Origin of the sequence: Pseudomonas akapageensis, from assembly GCF_011355085.1 — a bacterium.
In the GTDB taxonomy this organism is placed as follows: Bacteria; Pseudomonadota; Gammaproteobacteria; order Pseudomonadales; family Pseudomonadaceae; genus Aquipseudomonas; species Aquipseudomonas akapageensis.
This window is the reverse complement of record NZ_VXCP01000010.1, coordinates 328,451-353,879: the sequence shown is the minus strand read 5'-3', so window position 1 is coordinate 353,879 and position 25,429 is coordinate 328,451. Positions and strand designations below refer to the sequence as shown.

Genomic DNA, 25,429 nt, shown 5'->3' with positions numbered 1-25,429 from the left:
CTCATGCGTGTGACCCGAATTTTTGCCGCTGCCATTGCCCTGGTCAGCAGCTTTGCCATGGCCAATGACGCCGAGCAAACCATTCGCAAGACCCTCGAAACCCTGCAACTGGAAGTGCCGGTCGACAGCGTGGCCGCCAGCCCGCTCAATGGTCTGTACGAAGTCAAGCTCAAGGGCGGTCGGGTGCTGTACGCCAGTGCCGACGGTCAGTTCGTGATGCAGGGTTACCTGTACCAGATTCAGGATGGCAAGCCAGTCAACCTGACCGAGAAGACCGAGCGCCAGGCGATTGCCAAGACCATCAATGGCATTCCGAGCGCGGAAATGGTCGTGTTTCCGGCCGTGGGCGAGACCAAATCGCATATCACCGTCTTCACCGACACCACCTGCCCGTACTGCCATAAATTGCACGCCGAGGTCCCTGAGCTGAATCGCCTGGGCATCGAAGTCCGCTACGTCGCGTTCCCGCGTCAGGGGCTGGGCTCTGAAGGTGACCAGCAATTGCAGGCGGTCTGGTGTTCCAGTGACCGCAAGGCGGCACTGAACAAGATGATCGACGGCAAGGAAATCAAGGCAGCCAAATGCGCCAATCCGGTCAGCAAGCAATTCCAGCTGGGCCAGTCGATTGGCGTCAGCGGTACACCGGCCATCGTTTTGGAGAGCGGTCAGGTGATTCCGGGCTACCAGCCGGCGCCGCAAGTTGCCAAACTGGCGCTGGCAGCCAAGTAATTCTGCCTCGTCAGGGCATGTCCCTGGCGAGCACGGTCTGGCGGATTGACCGCCAGGCCATTCAACAGCGAGCCGCATAGTAGTCTGCGGTAGTTTTCACGGCCGACTTCGCGTCGGCCGTTTCATGGGGAGTTCACAGTGAAACCGGTCAAAGTAGGCATCTGTGGGTTGGGGACCGTCGGTGGCGGTACCTTCAATGTACTTCAGCGTAACGCCGAGGAGATCGCCCGCCGTGCCGGGCGTGGTATCGAAGTGGCACAAATTGCCATGCGTTCGCCTAACCCGAACTGCCAGATTACCGGTACCCCCATTACCGCGGATGTGTTCGACGTTGCGAGCAATCCCGAAATCGATATCGTCATCGAGCTGATCGGCGGCTATACCGTTGCCCGCGAACTGGTCCTCAAGGCCATCGAGAACGGCAAGCACGTGGTCACCGCGAACAAGGCGCTGATCGCCGTTCACGGCAACGAAATCTTCGCCAAGGCCCGCGAGAAGGGCGTGATCGTGGCCTTCGAAGCCGCAGTGGCAGGCGGCATTCCCGTGATCAAGGCGATTCGCGAAGGCCTGTCGGCCAACCGTATCAACTGGGTGGCGGGCATCATCAACGGCACCGGTAACTTCATCCTCACCGAAATGCGCGAAAAGGCCCGGACCTTCGAAGACGTCCTGGCCGAAGCCCAGGCGCTGGGCTACGCCGAAGCAGATCCGACCTTCGACGTCGAAGGCATCGATGCAGCGCACAAGCTGACCATCCTGGCCTCGATCGCATTCGGTATCCCGCTGCAATTCGACAAGGCCTACACCGAAGGCATCACCAAACTGACCACCGCCGACGTCAACTACGCCGAAGCGCTGGGCTATCGCATCAAGCACCTGGGCGTTGCTCGCAGCACCGACAGCGGCATCGAATTGCGCGTGCATCCGACCCTGATCCCGGCCGATCGCCTGATCGCCAACGTCAATGGCGTGATGAACGCCGTGATGGTCAACGGTGACGCGGCAGGTTCGACCCTGTTCTACGGCGCCGGTGCCGGCATGGAGCCGACCGCATCCTCCGTGGTGGCCGACCTGGTCGACGTGGTCCGGGCGATGACCTCGGACCCGGAAAACCGCGTACCGCACCTGGCCTTCCAGCCCGACTCGCTGTCGGCGCACCCGATCCTGCCGATCGAGGCCTGCGAAAGCGCGTACTACCTGCGCATTCAAGCCAAGGATCACCCGGGCGTGCTGGCCCAGGTGGCAAGCATCCTGTCCGAGCGCGGCATCAACATCGAATCGATCATGCAGAAGGAAGTCGAAGAACAGGACGGTCTGGTGCCGATGATCCTGCTGACTCACCGCGTGATCGAACAGCGCATGAACGACGCCATCACCGCCCTGGAAGCCTTGCAGGACGTGGTTGGCAGTGTCGTACGCATCCGCGTCGAACAACTGAATTAAGCGGTATTTGGTTTAGAGGAATTGGTCATGCGTTATATCAGTACCCGCGGCCAGGCACCGGCCCTGAATTTCGAGGACGTGCTGCTGGCTGGTCTCGCCAGCGATGGCGGCCTTTACGTGCCGGAAAACCTGCCGCGCTTCACCCAGGAAGAAATCGCTTCCTGGGCCGGCCTGCCGTATCACGAGCTGGCGTTCCGGGTCATGCGCCCGTTCGTCACCGGCAGCATTCCGGATGCCGACTTCAAAAAGATTCTCGAGGAAACCTACGGCGAGTTCGCCCACGCTGCGGTCGCGCCGCTGCGTCAGCTGAACGGCAATGAGTGGGTGCTCGAGCTGTTCCACGGCCCGACCCTGGCGTTCAAGGACTTCGCCCTGCAACTGCTCGGCCGCCTGCTCGACTACGTGCTGGAAAAGCGCGGCGAGCGCGTGGTGATCCTCGGCGCCACCAGTGGCGACACAGGTTCGGCGGCGATCGAAGGCTGCCGCCGTTGCGAAAACGTCGACATCTTCATCCTGCACCCGCACCAGCGTGTGTCGGAGGTTCAGCGTCGGCAGATGACCACCATCTTCGGCGAGAACATCCACAACATCGCTGTCGAAGGGAACTTCGACGACTGCCAGGAAATGGTCAAGGCCAGCTTCGCCGACCAGGGCTTCCTCAAGGGCACCCGTCTGGTCGCCGTGAACTCGATCAACTGGGCGCGGATCATGGCCCAGATCGTCTACTACTTCCATGCGGCCCTGCAGCTGGGCGGCCCGTCGCGCTCGGTGGCGTTCTCGGTACCGACCGGCAACTTCGGCGATATCTTCGCTGGTTACCTGGCGCGCAACATGGGCCTGCCGATCAGCCAGCTGATCGTCGCGACCAACCGCAACGACATCCTGCATCGCTTCATGAGCGGCAACCAGTACGTCAAGGAAACCTTGCACGCGACGCTGTCGCCGTCGATGGACATCATGGTCTCGTCGAACTTCGAACGCCTGCTGTTCGACCTGCACGGGCGCAACGGCGCGGCCATTGCCGGTTTGATGGACAACTTCAAGCAGGGTGGCGGCTTCAGCGTCGACCAGGATCGCTGGACCGAAGCCCGCAAGCTGTTCGATTCGCTGGCTGTCGATGACGAGCAAACCTGCGAAACCATCGCCGACGTCTATGCGCAAACCGGCGAAATCCTCGATCCGCACACCGCGATCGGGGTCAAGGCCGCACGCGAATGCCGTCGCAGCCTGGACATCCCGATGGTCGTGCTCGGCACTGCGCATCCGGTCAAGTTCCCGGAAGCGGTGGAAAAAGCCGGCGTTGGCAAGGCACTCGAGCTGCCGGTGCATCTGTCCGATCTTTTCGAGCGCGACGAGAAGTGCACGGTCCTGCCAAATGATCTCAAGGCCATCCAGGGCTTTGTCAGCCAGCATGGCAACCGTGGCAAGCCGCTCTGATTGACTCGATCTGCAACACATAAAGCCCGTCTCCTGACGGGCTTTTTCTTTTCTACGTGCCACACTGCTGTCGGTTTTTGATCAAGGGATGGATACGACGTTGTCGAGGGATGCGGTTACCAACGGATACTGGGCATTGCCTTTGGCGAGAGCCGTCCTGTGCCTGTTGCTCATTTACCCCGGGCTATTCGCCCAGGCTGCACAGAGTCTGCCATTCACCCTGGTTCAGCCGTTCGCCGAACTCGAACCCATGGCCCTGGACAGCGATGAACAGCAATGGCTGGAGCGCAATCGGGTGTTGCGCATCGGCATCTCGATTGCCGATTACGAGCCGGTGGACATTACCATCGACCGTAACCGGTACCAGGGAATCAGCGCCGATTACCTGAGCCTGGTGGCCCGGCGCCTGGGTGCGCAGACACGGGTGCTCGGCTATGCCAGGCGCGAGGAGGCCATCGAGGCATTGCACAGCGGGGCCATCGATATTCTCACCAGTGCCAATGGGTTCGAGCGCAGCGTGCCGGGTCTGGCGTTCTCCTCCGACTACATGCCGGACCGCTCGATGGTGGTCACCCGCAGCAACGACAACCCGGCCCACATGAACCTGGCCGGGAAGAAAATCGTCTTGCTGGACGGTTATGCCGATACCCGCGTGGTCCACCGCAGGTATCCGGGCAGCGAAATCATTGTTGCGCCCAACCTCTTCAGCGGCTTCGAGGCGCTCAATCAAGGTGAAGTGGACGCCTTAATCGGCAATGAGGTGATCATCCGCGCCTATCTGGCACTGCGGCCATACATACGACTGCACATTTCCGGCCCGAGCGCCTTGCCGCCCATTGGTTTCGCGTTCGCCACGCGCGCCAGCGACAAGCCTTTGGGGGCAATGATCGATCGTGCCCTGGCCAGCATCGATGAGCCGCTACGCCGGGAAATTTTCGGGCGCTGGACCTTGGGGCTGGGCTCGGACATCGGCCAGCAAAGGGTTACGCTCACTGATGCGGAGCGGGCCTGGATTGGCCAGCACCCACAGGTGGTGGTGGCCGCGACCCAATATGCCCCTTACCTTTTTCGTGACGAACGTCAGGCTTGGGTCGGACTCAACAACGACGTTCTGGCGACGATTTCGCAAATGACCGGCCTGCAGTTCGTCTACAAACCATCTTCGTCCATTGCGCAGAGCCTGAACCTGCTTCAAAGCGGCCAGGCAGACATGAACACCACCCTCAGCGATACGCGCGACCGTCGCGCTTTTCTGAGTTTCACCCATTCCTTCGGCGGGCAGAGCTGGGTTTTCATTGTTCGCCCAGCGGATATCGCCTTGAGTTCATTGCACGACCTGTCGGGGCGTGTCCTGGCCTTGCCTGCCGAGCATGCGCTGCAAGCCACGATTCAACGCGAGCACCCCGAGATCAGGCTGCTCCTGGTGGACTCGCTGCAAGAAGCCCTTGAGCGAGTGCGCAGCGGTGGGGCCGATGCGACGATCGACAGTGAAATCGGCGCATACCGGGCGGTAGGGCGTGAGCCCGGTGGTGCGCTCAAGGTCGGACGCAGTGTCGAAGGTAAATGGGCTGCGGATCGCTTTGCGGTCAGCACCGCTCAGCCGGAACTGGCGAGCATTCTCAACAAGGCTCTGGAAGCGTTTCCGGTTGCCGAGATGCGTGCGATGCGCATGAAGTGGCTGGGCGCCGTGACGACTCCGGCACCTGTCTGGCAACGCATTGCCCCATGGCTTTACTGGGCCGTGGCGGCGGCCCTCCTGTTTGGCCTGGCCTCCCTGGTGTGGAGCAGTCGGCTGAGGGTGCAAATCCGTCAACGCGAAGAGGCCGAAGAAGCCCTCAATGACCAGCTCGCGTTCAAAAGGGCGTTGCTCGATGGCATACCCAATCCGATTTATGTTCGCGACCTGCAAGGGCGATTGATTTCCTGCAACAAGAGCTACGAAGAATGCTTTTCGCTCAGCCTCGACGCTATCAAAGGCCGCACGTTGCCCGATATCGATGTCATTCCGGTGAGTGAGGCTGCGCAGATGCACGCCGACTACCTGGCGTTGCTGAAAAACCCCAAGCCGGTTTTTGCCGATCGGCAGATCCAGATCGCCGGGCGCCGGATCCATGCCTGGCAATGGACCGTGCCGTTCTATCGTGCCGACGGCCAACTACAGGGGTTGCTCGGCGGTTGGATCGATATCAGCGAACGCAAGCAACTCGAAGCTGCATTGCAAGACGCACGTCAGCAGGCAGAGCAGGCCAACCAGGCCAAAAGCGCATTCCTTGCGACCATGAGCCATGAAATTCGTACACCCATGGCGGTCATTATCGGCCTGCTCGAGCTGGAGCGGGAAAATGCCCGGGCACAGGGACTGCAGCCGTCCCAGGCGCTGGAAGTTGCCCACCAGTCGGCCCGCGAATTGATCGCCTTGATCGGCGACAGCCTGGACCTGGCCAGGATCGAAGCGGGCAGCATGCAGTTGTCGCTTGAAGCATTGGCACTGCGGCCATTCTTCGCAGGCATCGTCGAACAGTTCCGGGTGCAGGCTGGCGAAAAGGGGCTTGGCCTGACCCTGGACTTTTCGCCCGAAGCCGAGGGCAGTTACTGGTTCGACGCCATGCGCCTGCGTCAGGTACTGGTCAACCTGCTGAGCAATGCCATCAAGTTCACGCACCAGGGCCAGGTACGCGTGACGGTGAGTCGTGTCGCCGTTGGCAAGGCCCAGGTGAGCTTGCGTATTGGCGTACAGGACGACGGCATCGGTATCAGTCCGGAGCAACAGGCCCGGATCTTCAAACCCTTTGTCCAGGCAACTCCCCAGTCGGCATCCGAATATGGCGGATCGGGCCTGGGCTTGAGTATTTGCAAGCAACTGATCGAATTGATGAGCGGGCGAATCGAACTGAACAGCGTGCCCGGGCAAGGCACGCAGGTCAGTATCGAGCTTGCGCTGGCCGTGGCGAGCCGGGTGGCATGCGCTGATCCGGGGCTTGCGGCGGTGCGGCCGTCGGTGCCTGCGCGACGTGTCCTGGTGATCGATGACCTTTCTGTCAGTCGCCTGGTCCTGGCCCAGCAGCTTGAGTTCCTTGGCCATGAGGTCCTGGTGTTCGGCGATGCGCAGGCGGCATTGGAGGCCTGGCAAATCCAGACCTTCGATCTGGTGCTCACTGACTGCAACATGCCGGGCATGAATGGATATGCGTTGGCCCAGGGTATCCGCAGCATCGAAAAGCTCGAGTATCGAAAGCCGGTGGCAATCGTCGGCTGTACGGCCAATGCCCTGAAGCAGGAGCGTGCCCGCTGTCTCGACGCGGGTATGGATGAGCTGCTGGTCAAGCCGGTCGAACTTGATCGATTGGCCCAGGTGATACAGCAGTTCACGGCGCCGTTGTCGTTCGATATGCGTGTACTGCGGCAGATGACCCAGGCCAACACGCCGGTCCTGCAGCAAATGTTGCTGGAACTGCACAAGAACCTCGATCAGGAGCACACCGCCTTGACCACAGCTATCGAAGAGCGGGCCGGGGAGCCCATCAGGGCCTCATTGCATCGCCTGAAGGGGGCGGCCTGCCTGATCGATGCCGTTCCTCTGGCGCGTGCCTGTACCGAGCTGGATGCCTTTTGCCGAGAGCATCCGGCCGACATCCCGAGCCTACAATGGACGACGCTCGAAACGGTCATTCGGCAGTTGCAGGCTGATATCGCGATTGCGTTGGCGGAAAACTCTCAAGAGATTTAGGACTTGTCCTATGGGTTGTCCTCAGGGCTTTTTCTAGAGTGCACGGACCTGTGGCGTGGTCCACGGCGGTAACTGCGGAGAGTCCTATGCAATCACTCAAGGTCCTGATTCTTGAAGATCACCCGTTTCAACTGATGGCCTTGCATCAGATGCTCAACGCCAATGGCGTCTTCGATGTGTTGACCGCCGAGAGCGTTGAGTCCGCCTGCCGGTCGCTGGAGCGGCGGGGGCGTGTCGATGTGGCCATCTGCGATTTGCAGATGCCCGACGCCGATGGCCTGGCGCTGATACAGCATCTGGCCAATGAGGGCCTTGCCGGTGCATTGATCGTTCTGAGTGGTGCCGAGCGCAATGTGCTCGACAACGTGAGCCAGTTGGCCCGGCAATTGGGGCTCAGGGTGTTGGGCAGCTTGCAGAAACCTGCCTGCGCTGCCTCCTTGCGCAAACTGCTTGAGCAGTATCTGCACGAAACACCTGAACCCCAACCGGTGAAAGCGGTTGCTCCGCAGAGCGGCGTGCCCGATCTGCAAGCGTTGCGACCCGAACAGTTCGAACTCACCCTCAGCCAATGGGTCGTGCACTATCAACCCAAAGTCTGCTTCGAGGGCACGCTGGTGGGGGTCGAAGCGCTGGTGCGCTGGCAACATCCCACGTTGGGGTTGCTGACACCCAGGCAGTTCCTGCCAATGATCGAGCAGGCCGGCCTGCTGGCGACCATGACCTGGCATGTGCTCGATCAAACCCTCGCGTTCAGCGCCGGGCATCGGCTGGACAATGGCGACGCTCTGCCTGTGGCAGTGAACATATCGCCTCGGTTGCTGGAACATGAGGATTTCACCCGGCAAGTCACCGCGGCGCTCGAACGCCATGGCGTGCCGGCCAACGCACTGACCCTGGAAATCATCGAATCGGCGCAATGCGCACTGGATATTGCACAGCTGGAGGGTTTGCTGCGCCTGCGCATATCGGGATGCCAGTTGTCGATCGATGACTTCGGCATGGGCGATTCCAACCTGCAACGCCTGCTGGAATTGCCATTCAGCGAATTGAAACTGCCCAGCGAATTCATTCGCGGCATGGCCAATGATGGCAGGAAGGCCGCGGTGGTGGCCGGAGCCCTGATGATGGCCCGGCGCATGGACCTCAAGGTCGTGGTCGAAGGTGTCGAGACAGTCCAGGACCTGCTTTCAATCAAGGCATTGGGCAGTCCCGTCATACAGGGGTATTTCATTGCCCGTCCGATGGATGGCAATCACCTCAAGCGCTGGATAGCTGACCGCGAAGGCTTCTGCAACCGGCCCATTGATCAGCTCATGCCCAGTTCCTGCAGACGGATGTAGAGCGCGGCATCGTTGGGCACACCTAACTTGCGCATGGCACTGACCTTTTGGCTGCTGACCGTTTGCTTGCTGCGGTTGAGCAGGGCGGCGATCTGGCCGACCGTATGGCCTGCAGCCAGCAACCGCATGACCTCCAGCTCCCTGGGCGAAAGCGGCTCCTGGGCAAGTGCCTGATCCGGGCGGACTTCGCCATCCTGCAGCAGCTGCCGTTGCACCGAGTCGGAAAGGTAAGTGTTGCCCCGTCGCAGGTGCCCGATAGCCTGGGGCAATTCATTGGCCAGGCTGGCCTTGCTCAGCACGCCTGCCACGCCAATCGCCAGCATTGCTCGAAACAATCCGGCGTTGTTGAGCATGGTCACCACCAGTATCGGCAATCCTGGGTGGTGGCGGCGAATCTGCTCCAACAGCTTCAAACCGTCGTTCTGGTGTTTGAACGGCATCATGAAGTCGGTAATCAGCACATCGCAGTCCGTAGCCTGCAATTGCGTCATCAATTCGAGCGGGCTGCCGGCTTCGCCGACCACGGTCACCTCAGGTATCTGCTCGAGGACTGCCCGCAGGCCGATGCGGAAGATCGGGTGATCGTCTGCCAGTACGATGCGTAACGGGGTGGTGCGGGGGAGGGTCAAAGGGTGGCTCCACATAACCATGTATATCTGACGAGCGAATTCAATTTGTCATATTCAGCGAGCATGCTCAGTGATAACGCGACTGCGCAGCACCTTTGATTTCGGACACGTGAATGGTGAACAAGATGGAAAGCATCAGCTTGTTGCTAAACGAAGCACTGACACCCTATCAGGTCACGCTGCACCCATCGGATTTGCCCGGTAAGTGTCAACTGACACTCGCCACTTCCTCAGGCGCCATTGTGCTTGAGCGAACGTTCAGTTTCTATCAACTGCAAGACAAGCGTCTGTTGACCGACGTTGTCGATGGCCTGCATCGCGATCTGCTGATCGCCGAAGGGCGATTGCAGCCCTGCGTCATTGCAGCCCTGCGCAACGTCGTGCAAAGCAAGTCCTTTACCCTGTCGTTAGCCTGACAGGGAACCTTCGGGCAATGCGGTACTCCTATGCTGCAAGGGCAGGGGATACGCATTGAGCTCCGATGCGGATTGCCTGTCGTATCGGACATTAACGACGCTGTCCGCAATGATCTGGTTTGACCCCGAGCGGCTCCCCACCGTTCGGGGTTTCTTTTTGCGTGTCGCAAAAGAATTCAGGGGAGCCTCTGGCCCTGCTCGAAGAAAAAAGATTGTGCATCTTGCAGGTACTGGCTGCGCAGCTGCGGATCCAGCCATTGGGCGTAATAGCCGGCAAGGGTCTCCCGGCGCAGCGCCGCCAGCTCCTGGTTGATTCGCAAGATGGCCGCGCGCCCCAACGCGGTATCGGAGCAACCCACGTGGATAAACTGATACGTGTTCACACCCTGGATCGGAAAGAAGGCGAATTCATTTTCGACCATGGCTTGTCGCTGGATCTGATAACGGGCTTCCGACCAGTAGCCCAGCACGACTTTCAGCCTCCCTGCCTCCTGCATCTGTAACAGGCTGCCCACGGCATCGTTGCCATAATGGGGGACCAGGGTATGGGCAGGCGCGGTCTTGAGCAAACCATCGAGCTGTTCGCCGTAACTGCGTTCGGCTACCAGACCGACCTTGATCGATTGCGCCGCCAGCAAGGCCGCAAGATCGATTTTGCGGTCGTGCAAGAACGGCTCGAGGATCGCTAGATCACGCTGGCGAACAATGAGACCATTGCTCAGCAAGCCGATGCTCGGGACGGAAAACACCAGGAACTTGCTGCGCTCGGCTGTCCAGAGCAATGTCGGGTCGCAGGTGAAGTTGTGTTCCTTGAGCATTTGCATGCCGCGCGCACGATTCACCCGTTGGATGTTGTGCTGATATTCCGGCATACCGGCGATCAGCAGTGGCAACAAGTGATCGACCGCGCCATTGCCTTTCTGCGGGCCTTCGAAAATAGTCAGCGGCGGCAAATCCCGCAACAGCCAGGTCAAAGTCTCCTTGGCCTGTGCCGCAGTAGTGGCAGCGACGCAGGCCAGCAATACCAGCAGGGCTGGCAGCCGGCGCTTTTTCCCGGGCATCGAGCAGTCTGTCATTGCACGCAATCCTTGGCTCAGGTGCAGCTGATCCTAAATCGTTCCCAGTTCGCGTAATCGCGCAATGGTCGCAGCGTCATACCCCAGTTCGCCGAGCAGCTCATTGTTATGGGCGCCGAGTTCTGGGCCGACCCATTCGGCCGAGCCCGGGGTTTCCGAGAGCTTGGGCACGATCCCCGGCATCTTGAACGGTTTGCCATCGGGCAAGCTGGCCTGCAGGAACATCTCCCGGGCCAGAAACTGTGGGTCGTTGAACATGTCTTCGGCCGAGTAGATGCGGCTGGCTGGAACCTGTGCTTCGTTGAGCACGGTCATCAACGCGTCCAGCGGCAGGGTCCGCGCCCAGCGATCGATGATGCCGTAGAGTTCGTCGCGGCGCAGATCGCGCCCATCGTTGCTGGCCAGGGTCGGATCGTTGGCCAGGTCGTCGCGACCGATGGCCAGCATGAAGCGCTTGAAGATCGCATCACCGTTGGCACCGATCTGTACATGCCGGCCGTCGGCGCTGGTGTGGATCGAGGACGGCGTGATCCCCGGCATGATGTTGCCGGTGCGCTCGCGAATAAAGCCGAACACATCGAATTCCGGGACCATGCTTTCCATCATGGCGAAGATCGCTTCATACAGTGCGACATCGACTACCTGGCCCTGACCGCCGTTGACCTCGCGATGCCGCAGCGCCATCAGCGCGCCGATCACGCCCCATAGCGCCGCAATGGAATCACCGATGGAAATGCCCGTGCGCACCGGCGGGCGATCCTCGAACCCGGTGATATAGCGCAGCCCGCCCATGGATTCGCCGACGGCGCCGAATCCCGGCTGGTCTTTCATCGGCCCGGTCTGGCCGAAGCCCGATAATCTGACCATCACAAGCTTTGGGTTCAATGCATGCAGTACATCCCAGCCGAGCCCGAGTTTCTCCAACACGCCCGGACGGAAATTCTCGATCAGGATGTCCGCTTCGCTTAGCAGCTTCTTGAGGATTTCCTGACCCTCAGGGTGCTTGAGGTTCAGGGTCAGGGATTTTTTGTTGCGGGCCTGCACGAACCACCACAGCGAGGTGCCTTCATACAGCTTGCGCCACTTGCGCAGCGGGTCGCCGCCATCGGGGGACTCGATCTTGATCACTTCGGCACCGAACTCGGCGCAAATGCGTGAGGCGAAGGGGCCGGCGATCAGGGTACCGAGTTCGATGACTTTGACACCGGCGAGAGGTTTGGCGGCAAGTTGCATGGCAAGTCCATAGCGGCAGGGCAGGATCGATGTTTTTATCACAGGCAGGGCCTGGCAGATACCCGACAGGCGACTCTCATTCGTTCAACGCCTGCGCATCGGTTAGACTGTGCGACTTTCCTCGCAGCAAGAAGCCCGTTCATGGCCCAGCCGTCCACGACCTACAAGTTTGAACTGAACCTCACCGACCTCGACCGTGGGGTGTATGAGAGCGTCAAGCAAACCATCGCCCGCCATCCCTCCGAAACCGAAGAACGCATGACCGTGCGCCTGCTTGCGTATGCGTTCTGGTACAACGAGCAGCTGTCGTTCGGCCGCGGCCTGTCAGAAGTGGACGAACCAGCATTGTGGGAAAAAAGCCTGGATGACCGAGTGCTTCACTGGATCGAAGTCGGCCAGCCGGACGCCGAGCGCCTGACCTGGTGCTCCCGTCGCACCGAACGCACCAGCCTGATGGCCTACGGCAGCCTGCGCGTATGGCAGACCAAGGTCGTCGATGCGGTCAAGAACCTAAAGAACGTCAACATCGCCGCCGTTCCCCAGGAAGTCCTCGAGACGCTGGCCAAGGACATGCCGCGCGTCATCAAGTGGGATGTGATGATCAGCGAAGGGACCATTTTCGTCACCGATGACCGTGGTCAGCACGAAGTCCAGCTTGAGTGGCTGCTGGGCGAGCGCGGCTGATCCATGCGTATCGAACCACGCCAACTGCCCGCAACCCTGCCCTTTCTCGGTGACCTGCCGCCGCTGCTGACTCGATTGTATGCGGCGCGTGGCGTGCAGTCCGAGGCTGAACTGGACAAGAGCCTGGCACGGCTGATCCCTTTCCAGCAGCTCAAGGGCATCGATGCAGCGGTGGATTTGCTGCTGGTCGCACTGGAGCAACGCCAGCGCATCCTTATTGTCGGTGACTTCGACGCCGATGGCGCCACGGCCAGTACGGTCGGCGTGCTGGGCTTGCGCTTGCTTGGCGCGGCCCACGTCGATTACCTGGTGCCTAACCGTTTTGAATACGGTTACGGCCTGACGCCGGAAATCGTTGCGGTGGCGCTGCAACGCCAGCCCCAGCTGCTGATCACCGTCGACAACGGCATCTCCAGTGTCGAAGGTGTCGCAGCGGCCAAGGCGGCCGGCCTGCAGGTGCTGGTCACCGACCACCACTTGCCGGGCAGCGAACTGCCGGCGGCCGACGCCATCGTCAATCCGAACCAGCCCGGCTGCGAGTTTCCGAGCAAGGCGCTGGCCGGAGTGGGGGTGATCTTCTATGTCCTGATGGCCCTGCGCGCACGCTTGCGCAGCCTGGGCCACTACGCGACCCGGCCGCAGCCCAACATCGGCGAGCTGCTCGATCTCGTCGCGCTGGGCAGCGTGGCCGACGTGGTGCCGCTGGATGCCAACAACCGGATTCTGGTCCACCAGGGGCTGGAGCGGATTCGTGCCGGGCGTGCCCGACCGGGGCTCAAGGCAATCCTGGAAGTGGCCAGGCGCGATCACAGTCGCATCACGTCCACGGACCTGGGTTTCATTCTGGGCCCGCGCCTGAACGCCGCCGGTCGTCTGGATGACATGAGCCTGGGCATCGAATGCCTGCTCAGTGACGACCCGGCCCTGGCCCGGGAAATGGCCGCGCAGCTGGATGAATTGAACCAGGACCGCAAATCCATCGAGCAGGGAATGCAACGCGAGGCCCTGGCCCAGCTCAAGGACCTGCCGCTGGAATCGATGCCGTTCGGTTTGTGCCTGTTCGAGGCGGACTGGCACCAGGGCGTTATCGGCATCCTGGCTTCGCGCATGAAAGAGCGCTACCACCGCCCGACCATTGCCTTCGCCGATGCCGGCGACGGGATGCTCAAGGGGTCGGCCCGCTCGGTGCCGGGTTTCCACATTCGCGATGCCCTGGACGCCGTGGCGGCGGGGCATCCGCAGCTGATCAGCAAGTTCGGTGGGCATGCCATGGCTGCCGGCCTGTCGTTGCCGGCAGCGAACTTCCAGGCCTTTGCCGAGGCGTTCGATGCCGAGGTGCGCCGCCAACTGCGCGAAGACGACTTGACCGGTCGTTTGCTGACCGACGGTACGCTGGCGGTCGAGGAGTTCCATCTGGAGCTGGCCCGGGCCTTGCGCCATGCCGGTCCCTGGGGGCAGCACTTCCCTGAGCCGTTGTTTCATGGCGTATTCCAGCTGGTCGAACAGCGCGTAGTCGGTGAGCGTCACTTGAAGGTCGTGCTCAAGAGTGAATGCGGTTCAGTGAAGCTCGACGGCATTGCCTTCGGTATCGACCGCGAAGTCTGGCCAAACCCTTCGGTACGCTGGGTTGAGCTGGCCTACAAGCTCGACCTCAATGAGTTCCGTGGCCAGGAAACCGTGCAGTTGATGATCGCGCACATGGAGCCGCGTTGAACGAATAGCGGGGAAGCGCCAGCAAAGTGGTCTAGGCTCTAAATCACTGTCTGATTTGTCATGTGAACCTGCGGGGAAGATTCTCGTCTGTCGACTTTTCAAACAGAACCTGGAGCCTTACCACTTGATTTGAGAGGTGCCCCATGAGTCTGCTGCTTGAACCCTACACCTTGCGTCAACTGACCCTGCCCAACCGGATTGCGGTTTCACCCATGTGCCAATATTCCAGTGTCGATGGCCTGGCCAATGACTGGCACCTTGTTCATCTGGGCAGCCGTGCCATCGGCGGCGCCGGCCTGGTATTCAGCGAAGCGACGGCGGTAACCGCCGACGGACGCATCACGGCTCAGGACCTGGGCCTGTGGTGCGACGAACAGATCGCGCCATTGCAACGCATCACCCGCTTCATCACCGCGCAAGGTTCGGTGCCGGGTATCCAGCTGGCCCATGCCGGGCGCAAGGCCAGCACCTATCGCCCCTGGCTGGGCAAGCACGGCAGCGTGTCGGTCGGTGATGGTGGCTGGGTCCCGGTCGGGCCCTCGAAAATTGCCTTCGACCCTGAGCACACGGCGCCCACGGAACTCAGCGAAGGGCAGATCCAGGGCATCATCCAGGCCTTTGTCGATGCCGCCCAACGAGCGCTGGTCGCCGGTTTCAAAGTGGTCGAGATACATGCTGCGCACGGCTACCTGCTGCATCAATTTCTGTCACCCATCAGCAACCAGCGTCGTGATCAATACGGTAGCTGTTTCGAAAATCGCATCCGCCTGACCCTGCAAGTGACCGAAGCGGTGCGTGCGGTCTGGCCGGAGGAGCTGCCGCTTTTCGTACGCGTATCGGCTACCGACTGGGTCGAGGATGGCTGGAACCCGGACGAAACCGTCGAACTGGCGCGGCGCCTGAAAGCGCTGGGTGTCGACCTGATCGATGTCTCTTCGGGCGGTACTTCGGTCAATGCCGAGATCCCCACAGGCCCGGGCTACCAGACCCGCTTCGCCGAGCGCGTGCGCAAGGAATCCGGCATCGCTACCGGCACAGTAGGCATGATCACGGAACCTGCCCAGGCCGAACACATCCTGCGCACCTGCCAGGCGGACATCATCCTGCTGGCCCGCGAACTGCTGCGCGACCCGTACTGGCCGCTGCATGCCGATGACGATCTGGGTGGACAAAAAGCCATCTGGCCGGCGCAATACCAACGCGCCACCCATCGGGATCAGCCGATTCATGAGTCGGATTTGCGGGATTGATTGCAATAAGAGTGCACACCGCAAAAGGTTCAATGCCACGCCCGACCCGGCAGCCAGGCCGGCTCAGGCGTGCGCTTCGCGGCTCAAGACATCACTTACCCACTGGTTGATGCTTTTATGGGCCAGCTCGGCCTTGACCGCGACGCACGCGTGCAAGGCCGGTTCCAGTCGCAGACTCAGCTTGCCCGAATAGGCCTTTTGCGGTGCACGCCCGATGCGTGCGCAGGCAGCCAGATAATCGTCCACAGCCTCTTCGAACGCCTCGCGCAATTCGGATACCGATTCTGCATGGAAGCCAATCACGTCCCGAATCCCGGCGACGTGTCCGATCAGCAGGCCATCTTCGTCGCTGTACTCGATGCGGGCCGCGTAACCTTTGTAATTCATTACATTCATGGGGTAATTCCCGCCTGCTCCAGAAAAGAACGCGCATCACGTACCTGGTACGGTTTAGCCTCCTTGTCTGGATGAGGCCGATGGAAAGTGCCGACAACGTCGTTGAGTTCGAAGCGAACGCGAGAGCTATTGCCTTCGATTGTTCTTGCTCCAACCGCTATCAGCAGCGACTCGATACGAATCCACTCCAGCGTCTTGGGAACAGGTTTTGTGAATATTGCGAAGAGTGTAGAGCGCTGATGATTATTCATGGTATCAGATTATGATACCTAATGGTGGCGCTCAATGGATGAGAAGTAGGAGAGGGCGTTGCGTGCCGTCGGAGAAGTCTTATTACTCGTTCCCACGCTCTGCGTGGGAATGCATCCAGAGACGCTCTGCGTCGCCTTGGGGAATATCGACGCGGAGCGCCTGGAACGGCGTTCCCACGCAGAGCGTGGGAACGAGAGTCCACTCCTTACTTACTGACCTTCCAGGCATCGCCCGCCGGGGCGTTGCCGTGGTCATAAGGCTTGGCCAACCACATGTAGAGCAGGCCCAGGCCGATCACGATGACGGTGCTCACCACCATCGAATAGTTGATGTACCAGGCGGCATCCGGGGTGCGTGGCCAGGCCATGTTGATGATGGCGCCGACGCCGTAGACCAGCGCGCCGATGTTCACCAGCAGGCCCCACCTGCCCAGGTTGAACTTGCCGCTGGGTTTCCAGCCGCGAGCACGGGCGTACAGGGCGGCGAGCACGATCATCTGAAAGGCCAGGTAGATCCCGATGGCGGCGAAGCTGACGATCGTGGCCACGGCATCCTGCAGGAAGAAGCCCATCACGATGATCAGCGCCGGCAATACGCCGGAGACGAACAGCGCGGCAACCGGCACCTGAGTGTTGGGTGAAATGCGCTTGAGCAAGTGGCTGCCGATGATCATCTGATCCCGTGCATAGGAGTAGAGCAGACGGCTGGCGGCGGCCTGCAGGCTGATCACGCACGAGATGAACGAGACCATGACCACGCCCATGACCACTTTCGAGCCGACGCTGCCGAAGGCATTGTTGAGGATGGTGGTGACCGGGTCCTTGTCGGTGCCGTTGATGACTGCGTTCATGTCCGGTACGGCGAGGATCAGTGCCAGGCAGGCGAACATCGCGGCCACACCGCCAATGTAGATGGTCATGCGCATGGCGATCGGAATGCGCTTGCTCGGGTTGGGCGTCTCTTCGGCCACGTCGCCGCAGGCTTCGAAACCGTAGTACAGGAACATCCCCGCCAGGGACGCGGTCAGGAACGCCGGCAAGTAGGAGCCGTCGATGCTGATATCAAAGGTGTTGAACAACACGCTGATCGGCTGATGGCGTTCAAAGACCAGCAGATAGACACCGACCACCACCGCCCCGATCAGCTCGCAGAGAAAGCCGAACATGGCGATGCGGGCCAGCACCTTGGTGCCGCTCAGGTTAACCAGGGTGGCAAACAGGGTCAGTATCAGGGCGATGATAATGTTGGTATCGCCGCTGGGCTCAAAGCCGAGCATCGCGGCCAGATAAGGGCCGGCACCCACGGCAACGGCCGCGATGGTTACACAGAGGGCGATGGCATAGATCCAGCCGACCATCCACGCCCAGCGCTTGCCTACCAGGCGGCGCGCCCAGGGGTAGACGCCACCGGAAATCGGGAACTGCGATACCACTTCACCGAAGATCAGGCAGACCAGCAACTGGCCGCAGCCCACCAGCAGATAAGCCCAGAACATCGGCGGACCGCCGGCGGCCAGGCACAGGCCGAACAGAGTGTAGACGCCCACGACAGGGGACAGGTAGGTAAAGCCCAGGGCGAAGTTCTGCCACAGGCTCATGCTGCGGTCGAAGTTTGAGGTGTAGCCCAGTTGCCTGAGCTGTTCGGCATCGGTATCGGCGACTGTTGTACTCGGGGTGACACTCATAGGTATTTGCTCCAGAAAAATCGGCAGATTTTTAGGCTCGGTTGTTATTGTTTTTGATCTGGATTGCGGGTGAAGCACTGTAGCCGCTGCCGTAGGCTGCGCTCGCCTGCGTAGCAGGCGCAGGATCTCAAGATCGCCAAGGAGCCCCTGGCGGGACTCCAGCGCAGCCTGCGGCAGCGGCTACAGGTAATGTGTTGCCTTAATGCTTGAACATCACATGCCGTACAATGGTGTAATCCTCCAACCCATACATCGACATGTCCTTGCCATACCCGGACAGCTTCTGCCCGCCATGGGGCATTTCGCTGACCAGCATGAAGTGCGTATTGACCCAGGTGCAGCCGTACTGCAGGCGTGCCGACATGCGATGGGCGCGGCCCACATCCTGGGTCCAGACCGACGAGGCCAGGCCGTAGTCCGAATCGTTGGCCCAGGCCAGTACCTGTGCTTCGTCGTCGAACTTCGTCACCGACACCACCGGCCCGAACACTTCGCGGCGGACGATCTCGTCATCCTGTTGGGCATCGGCCAGTACCGTCGGCTCGAAGAAGTAGCCATCGCCTTCCACCGCCTTGCCACCGGTGACCAGGCGCATGTGCGGCTGGGCGATGGCGCGCTCGACCAGACCGGCGACGCGGTCGCGGTGCTGGGCGGTGATCAGCGGGCCGAGCTCGGTGTTCGGGTCATCCTGCAGACCGTGCTTGATGCTGGCGACAGCGGCGCCGAGCTTCTCGACGAATTTTTCGTAGATACCTTTCTGCGCATAGATGCGGCAGGCCGCGGTGCAATCCTGGCCAGCGTTGTAGAAGCCGAAGGTGCGAATGCCCTCGATCGCGGCATCGATGTCGGCGTCATCGAAGATGATCACCGGGGCCTTGCCGCCCAGTTCCATGTGCATGCGCTTGACGCTGTCGGCGGTGCTGGAAATGATGTTGGCGCCGGTCGCGATCGAGCCGGTCAGCGAGACCATGCGTACCTTCGGATGGGTCACCAGCGGGGTGCCGACGGTAGGGCCGCGGCCGAACACCAGGTTGAGCACGCCGGCCGGGAAGATCTCGGCGGCCAGTTCGCCCAGGCGCAGGGCAGTCAGCGGCGTTTGCTCGGAGGGCTTGAGCACCACGGTGTTGCCGGCGGCCAGGGCCGGGGCGATCTTCCAGGCGACCATCATCAGCGGGTAGTTCCACGGCGCGATGGAGGCGATCACGCCGACCGGGTCGCGACGGATCATCGAGGTGTGGCCCGGCAGGTATTCACCGGCGGTGGAACCGCTCATGCAGCGATTGGCCCCGGCAAAGAAACGGAACACGTCGGCAATCGCCGGGATCTCGTCGTTCAGTGCTGCATGGTAGGGCTTGCCGCAGTTGTCCGATTCCAGCTTGGCCAGCTCTTCGCCGTGGGCTTCGATGGCATCGGCCAGCTTGAGCAGCAGCAACGAGCGGTCTTTGGGTGTGGTCTGCGACCAGCTTTCGAAGGCGGCATCGGCAGCACGTACGGCAGCATCGACCTGGGCTTCGCTGGCCTCATTGATTTCTACCAGCACCCGGCCCAATGCCGGGTTGTAGACCGGCTGGCTGGCGCCTTCGCCAGTAACCAGTTGGCCGTTGATCAACAGTTGGGTTTGCATGGCTGAATCCTCAAGGTGCTTGATTCGAATCACAGTTATTTGCCGCCACTGCCGGCCACGCTTTCGCCGCCGCGGGTCAGGTAGTAGGCGCCAAGAATCGGCAGCATGGTCACCAGCATCACCAGCATGGCGACGACGTTGGTCACGGGCACGTCGCGCGGACGGCTGAGCTGATTGAGCAACCAGAGCGGCAGGGTCCGCTCGTGGCCCGCGGTGAAGGTGGTGACGATGATTTCATCGAACGACAGCGCAAACGCCAGCATGCCGCCTGCCAGCAACGCCGAGCTGAGGTTGGGCAGGATGATGTAGCGGAAGGTCTGCCAGCCGTCGGCACCCAGGTCCATGGACGCCTCGATCAGGCTCTGGGAGGTGCGGCGCAGACGGGCGATGACGTTGTTGTAGACGATCACCACGCAGAAGGTCGCATGACCGACCACGATGGTGAATACGCCGGGTTCGATGCCCAGGGTCTTGAATGCCGAGAGCAGGGCGATACCGGTGATGATCCCGGGCAGGGCGATCGGCAGGATCAGCATCAGCGAGATACCTTCCTTGCCGAAGAAATCCCGGCGGTAGAGGGCTGCCGAAGCCAGGGTGCCAAGCACCAGCGCGATCAAGGTGGCCAGAAAGGCGATCTGCACGGAAAGCTTGATCGCGTCCACCACGTCCGGCCGTGCGAACGTCACACTGAACCACTTCAGGGTGAAACCCTGGGGCGGAAAGCTGAACGCCACATCCTGGGTGTTGAAGGCATAGACGAAGATGATCAGGATCGGGAAGTGCAGGAACACCAGCCCGCCCCAGGCGGCCAGGCGCAGGCCCAGGGACGCCTTTTGAGAAGAATCAGAGTGCATCGAAGGCCCCCAGTCGTTTGACGATGGACAGGTAGATGGCAATCAGCACGATCGGCACCAGGGTGAAGGCGGCGGCCATCGGCATGTTGCCGATAGCGCCTTGCTGGGCGTAGACCATGCTGCCGATGAAGTAGCCGGGCGGTCCGATCAGCTGCGGCACGATGAAGTCGCCCAGGGTCAGCGAGAAGGTGAAGATCGAGCCTGCGGCGATGCCCGGCACCGACAGTGGCAGGATCACCTGCATGAAGGTCTGCCGGGGTTTGGCGCCAAGATCCGCCGAGGCTTGCAGCAACGACGGTGGCAGGCGTTCCAGGGAGGCCTGGATCGGCAGGATCATGAACGGCAGCCAGATGTAGACGAACACCATGAAGCGGCCCAGGTGCGAGGTCGACAGGGTGCTGCCGCCGACACCCGGAATGCCCAGCACAAATTGCAGCACCGGCTCCAGATTCAACTGCTGGACGAACCACTGAGCGACGCCCCCCTTGGCCAGCAGCAAGGTCCAGGCATAGGCCTTGACGATGTAGCTGGCCCACATCGGCATCATCACCGCGATGTAGAAGAACGCCTTGGTCTTGCCGGTGGTGTAGCGGGCCATGTAATAGGCGATCGGAAAGGCAACGATGGCGCTGGCGATCGACACGGCCACGGCCATGCCCAGGGTGCGCAGGATGATGTCGAAGTTCGCCGGGTTGAACAGGGCGACGAAGTTGGCCAGGGTCAGCTCGGGCGTGACCGCCATGGTGAAGTCGTCGAAGGTGTAGAAACCTTGCCACAACAGGTTCAACAACGAGCCGAGATAAATCGCGCCGAACCAGGTCAGCGGCGGTATCAGCAGCATCGCCAGGTAGAGGTTGGGGCGCCGCCAGAGCAGGTTGGAGAACCGCCTGAAGGGTGAGTACACCGGCGGTTGCGCCGTTTTTTCCAGGGCCAGGCTCATGTCACTTGCCCTCGCTCAAGGCGGTTTCCTGCAAGGCGGTCATGGCCTCGCGGGCCCAGCGCGCTGTCAGGCGCTGGCCGGGTTGGTGCACAACGGCGTGTTCCAGCCATTGATTGTTGGCCTGGCTGACGCTGAGCATCTGGCCGTTATCCAGTTTCAGTTCATAGCGAGTGGCGCTGCCCTGGTACTGGATGTCATGCAGCAGGCCGCTGATCTCTACTTCATGGCTGGCCACCGGGCCGTCGCCGAAGCGGATGTGTTCGGGGCGGATCGAGAAGGGCAGTTGGCTGCCGCTCAATTGTTGCGCCAGTTCGCCGCGCACCACGTTGGAGGTGCCGACAAACTCGGCGACAAAAGTCGTGGCCGGTTTCATGTACAGGTTGCGTGGGGTATCGACCTGTTCGATACGGCCCTTGTTGAACACGGCGACCCGGTCGGACATCGACAGGGCTTCGGTCTGGTCGTGGGTGACGAAGATGAAGGTAATGCCCAGCTGGCGCTGGAGCTTTTTCAGCTCGCCCTGCATCTGCTCGCGCAGTTTCAGGTCGAGAGCGCCCAATGGCTCGTCGAGCAGCAACACGCGAGGGCGGTTGACCAGGGCGCGTGCCAGTGCCACCCGCTGGCGCTGACCACCCGACAGCTGTACCGGCTTGCGTGCGCCATAGCCGCCCAGGGCGACCATGTCCAGGGCCTCTTCGGCGCGGGCCATGCGTTCCTGCCTGGCGACGCCCTTGACCTTCAGGCCATAGGCGACGTTGTCGCGCACGTTCATGTGCGGGAACAGGGCGTAGTCCTGGAAGACGGTGTTCACGTCACGCTGGTAGGGTGGCAGGCCCGCGGCTTCGGCGCCGTGAATGCGGATCGAGCCGGCACTCGGTTGCTCGAAACCGGCGATCAGTCGCAGGCAGGTGGTCTTGCCGGAACCCGAAGGGCCTAGCATGGAAAAGAACTCGCCGTCCTGGATGTCGATGGAAACCCGGTCAACGGCTTTCACATCGCCGAATTGACGTGAAACTTGGGTGAACTGGACTGCAAGCGTCATGATGCGATGCTCCAAATAGGCGTGGGTGTGCGCAGCGGCCCGGCCTGGACTTCTGAAAAGGCTGAAACGTGTTCGTGGCGAGCCCGGTGGGCTCGATCCATGTAGCCGCTGCCGCCAGGCTGCGCTGGAGTCCCGCAGGGGCTCCCCGGCGATCTTGAAATCGTGCGCCCGCTTCGCGAGCGAGCGCAGCCTGCGGCAGCGGCTACAGGGGGCGGTGTCTTACCTTCCGCCCATAATGGCGATGTAATCCTGCGTCCAACGGCTATACGGCACGAACTTGCCACCTTCAGCCTGCGGGGTCTTCCAGAAGGCGAGTTTGTCGAACTGGTCGAAACCATTGGTCTTGCAACCTTCGGCACCCAGCAGCTCGCTACCGGTGCACGCCGCAGGCACCGCCGGCAGCGAACCGAACCAGGCGGCGACGTCACCCTGGACCTTCGGTTGCAGCGACCAGTCCATCCACTTGTAGGCGCAGTTGGGGTGTTTGGCGTCGGTGTGCAGCATGGTGGTGTCGGCCCAGCCCGTGGCACCCTCTTTCGGAATGGTCGAGGCCACTGGCTGCTTGTCGGCTTGCAGGCCGTTGACCATATAGCCCCAGGAACTGGACGCGGCGACGCCTTCGTTTTTCACGTCGCTCATCTGTACGGTCGCGTCATGCCAGTAGCGGTGGATCAACGGCTGTTGTTCGCGCAACAGGTCGAGCACGGCCTTGTACTGGGTTTCGGTCAGTTCGTAGGGGTTCTTGATGCCCAGCTCGGGTTTGGCCGATTTCAGGTACAGCGCCGCGTCGGCGATGTAGATCGGGCCGTCGTACGCCTGGACGCGGCCCTTGTTGGGCTTGCCGTCGGGGAGGTTCTGCGGCTCGAAGACAACGCTCCAGCTGGTTGGCGCTTCCTTGAACACGTTGGTGTTGTACATCAACACGTTCGGGCCCCACTGATAAGGCGTGCCGTAGGTCTGATTGTTGACCACGTACCAGGCGCCGTCCTTCAAGCGCGGGTCGATGTTCTTCCAGTTCGGGATCAGCGCGGTGTTGATCGGCTGCACACGCTTGCCGACGATCAGGCGCAACGACGCATCGCCCGATGCGGTGACCAGATCATAACCACCCTTGGCCATCAGGCTGACCATTTCATCGGAGGTGGCGGCGGTCTTGACGCTGACCTTGCAGCCGGTCTCTTTCTCGAAACCGGTGACCCAGTCGTAATTCTTGTCGCTTTCACCGCGTTCGATGTAGCCGGGCCAGGCCACGATATCCAGCTGGCCTTCGCCCTCGCCAACTTTCTTGAGCGGTTCAGCGGCCTGGAGGCTGGCACTGGCCAGCAGGGCTGTGGTCAGTGCGCTGAGCAGTGCAGTCTTTTGCACGAACATGAGTTATCCCTCTTTTTTAAATTATGGTCGGGGCAGTTGTGAACGTGATGTAACAATCAGTCTCGCTATTAGAGTAGTGCTGTTATTGATGCTTAACTCAAATGCTCGCCATGGCGTGCCATGATGTGGCGCACCACGCTGTAGTCCTGCAGCGAATCACTGGACAGGTCCTTGCCATACCCGGAGCGCTTGAGCCCGCCGTGAGGCATTTCGCTGACCAGCATGAAGTGGCTGTTGATCCAGGTGCAGCCGTACTGCAGGCGTGCGGCGATCTGCATGGCCTTGTCCAGGTTCTGGGTCCAGACCGAGGATGCCAGGCCATATTCCGAGTCGTTGGCCCAGTCGACCGCCTGAGACAGCTCCTCGAAACGGGTCACAGTCACCACCGGGCCGAACACCTCGCGCTGAACGATCTCGTCGTTCTGCTTGCAGCCGGCCAGCAGTGTCGGTTGGTAGTAAAAGCCGGGGCCCGAATGTACGGCGGCGCCGGTGACGCGTTCGATATGCGGCTGGCCGAGGGCGCGCTCGACAAAACTGGCGACGCGGTCGCGCTGTCGGGTGCTGATCAGGGGGCCGATTTCGTTGTCGCCATCGCGCTTGCCGGCAAAGCGCAGGCTGCTGACGGCCGCGCCCAATTCGGCGACCAGACGATCGTGAATACCCGCCTGGGCATAAATGCGGCACGCCGCGGTGCAATCCTGACCGGCGTTGTAATAGCCGTAGCTGCGCACACCCTCTACCACCGCCTGGATGTCGGCATCGTTGCAGACGATCACCGGTGCCTTGCCGCCGAGTTCCAGGTGCGTGCGCTTGAGGGTCTTGGCTGCTGCCTGGAGGATTTTCTGCCCGGTGACGATATCGCCGGTCAGCGACACCATGCGTACTTTCGGGTGGCTGACCAGGTGACTACCGACGCCTTCGCCGCCACCGCAGACAATGTTCAAGACGCCCGGTGGCAGTATTTGCGCGAGTGCCGGTGCCAGCGCCAGGATCGACAAGGGCGTGTGTTCCGATGGCTTGAACACCAGGGTGTTGCCGGCCGCCAGCGCCGGGGCGATTTTCCAGGCGGCCATCATGATCGGGTAGTTCCAGGGGGCGATGGAGGCGACCACACCGATGGGGTCGCGGCGCACCATGCTGGTGTAGCCCGGCAGGTATTCGCCTGACAACTGACCGGTCTGGCAGCGCACGGCGCCGGCAAAAAAACGGAAGACATCGACGGTGGCGTTGAGATCATCCTGGCGCGCCAGGTGCAGTGGCTTGCCGCAGTTCAGTGCTTCCAGGCGAGCCAATTGATCAGCCTGTTTTTCAATCGCATCGGCGATGGCCAGGAGAATGGCCGAACGCTGTTGCGGGGTGGTTCGCGACCAGCTGGCAAAGGCGCGATGCGCTGCGTTGATGGCGGCTTCGACCTGCTCGGTGCTGGCTTCGGCAATCTGTGTCAGGACTTCGGCCGTGGCCGGATTGAGGATGGGTTCGACAAAACCCTGGCCGGCAACCAGCTCACCATCGATCAACAGTGCGGTGAACAGCTGAGTCGGTTGTGCGCCGGCCATTTTGCGAGTTCTCTTTTCTTCTGATGGCACGGT

At 61.3% G+C, this 25,429-nt stretch carries 21 protein-coding genes; 9 read left to right on the top strand and 12 right to left on the bottom strand.

Annotation, left to right across the window (positions count from 1 at the left end; translation table 11 throughout):
- Nucleotides 1–3: 3 nt before the first annotated feature.
- The 5 genes from dsbC (at nt 4) to F2S13_RS08685 (ending at nt 8,676) form a co-directional block, all read left to right on the top strand.
- Nucleotides 4–729: a bifunctional protein-disulfide isomerase/oxidoreductase DsbC gene (gene dsbC / locus F2S13_RS08705; RefSeq protein ID WP_166360064.1), complete on the top strand. Its 726-nt coding sequence runs from the start codon at nt 4–6 to the stop codon at nt 727–729.
- Between the two features lie 138 nt (nt 730–867).
- Nucleotides 868–2,172 carry a homoserine dehydrogenase gene (locus F2S13_RS08700; RefSeq protein WP_166360063.1) on the top strand — a complete coding sequence of 435 codons (1,305 nt, stop codon included), beginning with the start codon at nt 868–870 and terminating at the stop codon, nt 2,170–2,172.
- Nucleotides 2,173–2,199: 27 nt separating this feature from the next.
- Nucleotides 2,200–3,609 carry a threonine synthase gene (thrC, locus tag F2S13_RS08695; protein WP_166360062.1) on the top strand — a complete coding sequence of 470 codons (1,410 nt, stop codon included), beginning with the start codon at nt 2,200–2,202 and terminating at the stop codon, nt 3,607–3,609.
- 136 nt (nt 3,610–3,745) lie between these two features.
- Complete coding sequence (locus F2S13_RS08690) at nt 3,746–7,336, top strand: ATP-binding protein (protein WP_246237812.1); 3,591 nt, start codon at nt 3,746–3,748, stop codon at nt 7,334–7,336.
- Between the two features lie 86 nt (nt 7,337–7,422).
- A complete protein-coding gene (locus F2S13_RS08685) occupies nt 7,423–8,676 on the top strand; it encodes an EAL domain-containing response regulator (protein ID WP_166360061.1) in 1,254 nt (417 codons plus the stop codon).
- Here F2S13_RS08685 and F2S13_RS08680 read toward each other — a convergent pair.
- Nucleotides 8,643–9,305 carry a response regulator gene (locus F2S13_RS08680; protein WP_246237810.1) on the bottom strand — a complete coding sequence of 221 codons (663 nt, stop codon included), beginning with the start codon at nt 9,303–9,305 and terminating at the stop codon, nt 8,643–8,645. The two genes, F2S13_RS08685 and F2S13_RS08680, sit on opposite strands and share 34 nt — an antisense overlap.
- Nucleotides 9,306–9,430: 125 nt before the next feature.
- On the opposite strand from F2S13_RS08680, the gene F2S13_RS08675 reads away from it, so the two are divergent.
- A complete protein-coding gene (locus tag F2S13_RS08675) occupies nt 9,431–9,721 on the top strand; it encodes a DUF3509 domain-containing protein (protein WP_166360059.1) in 291 nt (96 codons plus the stop codon).
- Between the two features lie 176 nt (nt 9,722–9,897).
- Here the strand turns inward: F2S13_RS08675 and F2S13_RS08670 are convergent, their stop codons facing one another.
- Both F2S13_RS08670 and F2S13_RS08665 read right to left on the bottom strand, forming a co-directional pair.
- Nucleotides 9,898–10,797, bottom strand: coding sequence for a TIGR02285 family protein (locus F2S13_RS08670; protein ID WP_166360058.1), 900 nt, complete (start codon nt 10,795–10,797; stop codon nt 9,898–9,900).
- A 33-nt stretch (nt 10,798–10,830) separates the two neighbouring features.
- A complete protein-coding gene (locus F2S13_RS08665) occupies nt 10,831–12,030 on the bottom strand; it encodes a CaiB/BaiF CoA transferase family protein (RefSeq protein ID WP_166360057.1) in 1,200 nt (399 codons plus the stop codon).
- Between the two features lie 141 nt (nt 12,031–12,171).
- Between F2S13_RS08665 and F2S13_RS08660 the strand changes: the two genes are divergently transcribed.
- From F2S13_RS08660 to F2S13_RS08650, 3 genes are all read left to right on the top strand, one after another.
- Nucleotides 12,172–12,714: a YaeQ family protein gene (locus F2S13_RS08660; protein WP_166360056.1), complete on the top strand. Its 543-nt coding sequence runs from the start codon at nt 12,172–12,174 to the stop codon at nt 12,712–12,714.
- Nucleotides 12,715–12,717: 3 nt separating this feature from the next.
- A complete protein-coding gene (gene recJ / locus F2S13_RS08655; protein WP_166360055.1) occupies nt 12,718–14,427 on the top strand; it encodes a single-stranded-DNA-specific exonuclease RecJ in 1,710 nt (569 codons plus the stop codon).
- Nucleotides 14,428–14,570: 143 nt separating this feature from the next.
- Nucleotides 14,571–15,677 carry an NADH:flavin oxidoreductase/NADH oxidase gene (locus F2S13_RS08650; RefSeq protein WP_166360054.1) on the top strand — a complete coding sequence of 369 codons (1,107 nt, stop codon included), beginning with the start codon at nt 14,571–14,573 and terminating at the stop codon, nt 15,675–15,677.
- A 63-nt stretch (nt 15,678–15,740) separates the two neighbouring features.
- Here the strand turns inward: F2S13_RS08650 and F2S13_RS08645 are convergent, their stop codons facing one another.
- The 9 genes from F2S13_RS08645 to F2S13_RS08605 all read right to left on the bottom strand — a co-directional run bounded on the left by F2S13_RS08645 (nt 15,741) and on the right by F2S13_RS08605 (nt 25,396).
- The gene (locus F2S13_RS08645; protein ID WP_166360053.1) at nt 15,741–16,073 is read right to left on the bottom strand and encodes a type II toxin-antitoxin system HicB family antitoxin; all 333 of its coding nucleotides are present in this window, start codon (nt 16,071–16,073) and stop codon (nt 15,741–15,743) included.
- Nucleotides 16,070–16,324 carry a type II toxin-antitoxin system HicA family toxin gene (locus F2S13_RS08640; protein ID WP_166360052.1) on the bottom strand — a complete coding sequence of 85 codons (255 nt, stop codon included), beginning with the start codon at nt 16,322–16,324 and terminating at the stop codon, nt 16,070–16,072. Before F2S13_RS08640 ends, F2S13_RS08645 begins: the two co-directional genes overlap by 4 nt.
- Nucleotides 16,325–16,530: 206 nt before the next feature.
- The gene (locus F2S13_RS08635) at nt 16,531–18,009 is read right to left on the bottom strand and encodes an APC family permease (protein ID WP_166360051.1); all 1,479 of its coding nucleotides are present in this window, start codon (nt 18,007–18,009) and stop codon (nt 16,531–16,533) included.
- Nucleotides 18,010–18,208: 199 nt separating this feature from the next.
- Nucleotides 18,209–19,633 (bottom strand): gamma-aminobutyraldehyde dehydrogenase, encoded by a 1,425-nt coding sequence (locus F2S13_RS08630; protein WP_166360050.1) that lies wholly within the window; start codon nt 19,631–19,633, stop codon nt 18,209–18,211.
- Nucleotides 19,634–19,668: 35 nt separating this feature from the next.
- Nucleotides 19,669–20,487, bottom strand: coding sequence for an ABC transporter permease (locus F2S13_RS08625; protein WP_166360049.1), 819 nt, complete (start codon nt 20,485–20,487; stop codon nt 19,669–19,671).
- The gene (locus tag F2S13_RS08620) at nt 20,477–21,427 is read right to left on the bottom strand and encodes an ABC transporter permease (RefSeq protein ID WP_166360048.1); all 951 of its coding nucleotides are present in this window, start codon (nt 21,425–21,427) and stop codon (nt 20,477–20,479) included. The genes F2S13_RS08625 and F2S13_RS08620 overlap by 11 nt, the downstream gene beginning before the upstream one ends.
- A 1-nt stretch (nt 21,428) precedes the next feature.
- The gene (locus tag F2S13_RS08615; RefSeq protein ID WP_166360047.1) at nt 21,429–22,469 is read right to left on the bottom strand and encodes an ABC transporter ATP-binding protein; all 1,041 of its coding nucleotides are present in this window, start codon (nt 22,467–22,469) and stop codon (nt 21,429–21,431) included.
- Between the two features lie 219 nt (nt 22,470–22,688).
- On the bottom strand, nt 22,689–23,840 hold the full coding sequence (ydcS, locus tag F2S13_RS08610) for a putative ABC transporter substrate-binding protein YdcS (protein WP_166360046.1): 1,152 nt from the start codon (nt 23,838–23,840) through the stop codon (nt 22,689–22,691).
- Nucleotides 23,841–23,932: 92 nt separating this feature from the next.
- Entirely contained in the window at nt 23,933–25,396 is a 1,464-nt protein-coding gene (locus F2S13_RS08605) for a gamma-aminobutyraldehyde dehydrogenase (RefSeq protein WP_166360045.1), read from the bottom strand.
- Between the last annotated feature and the right edge of the window lie 33 nt (nt 25,397–25,429).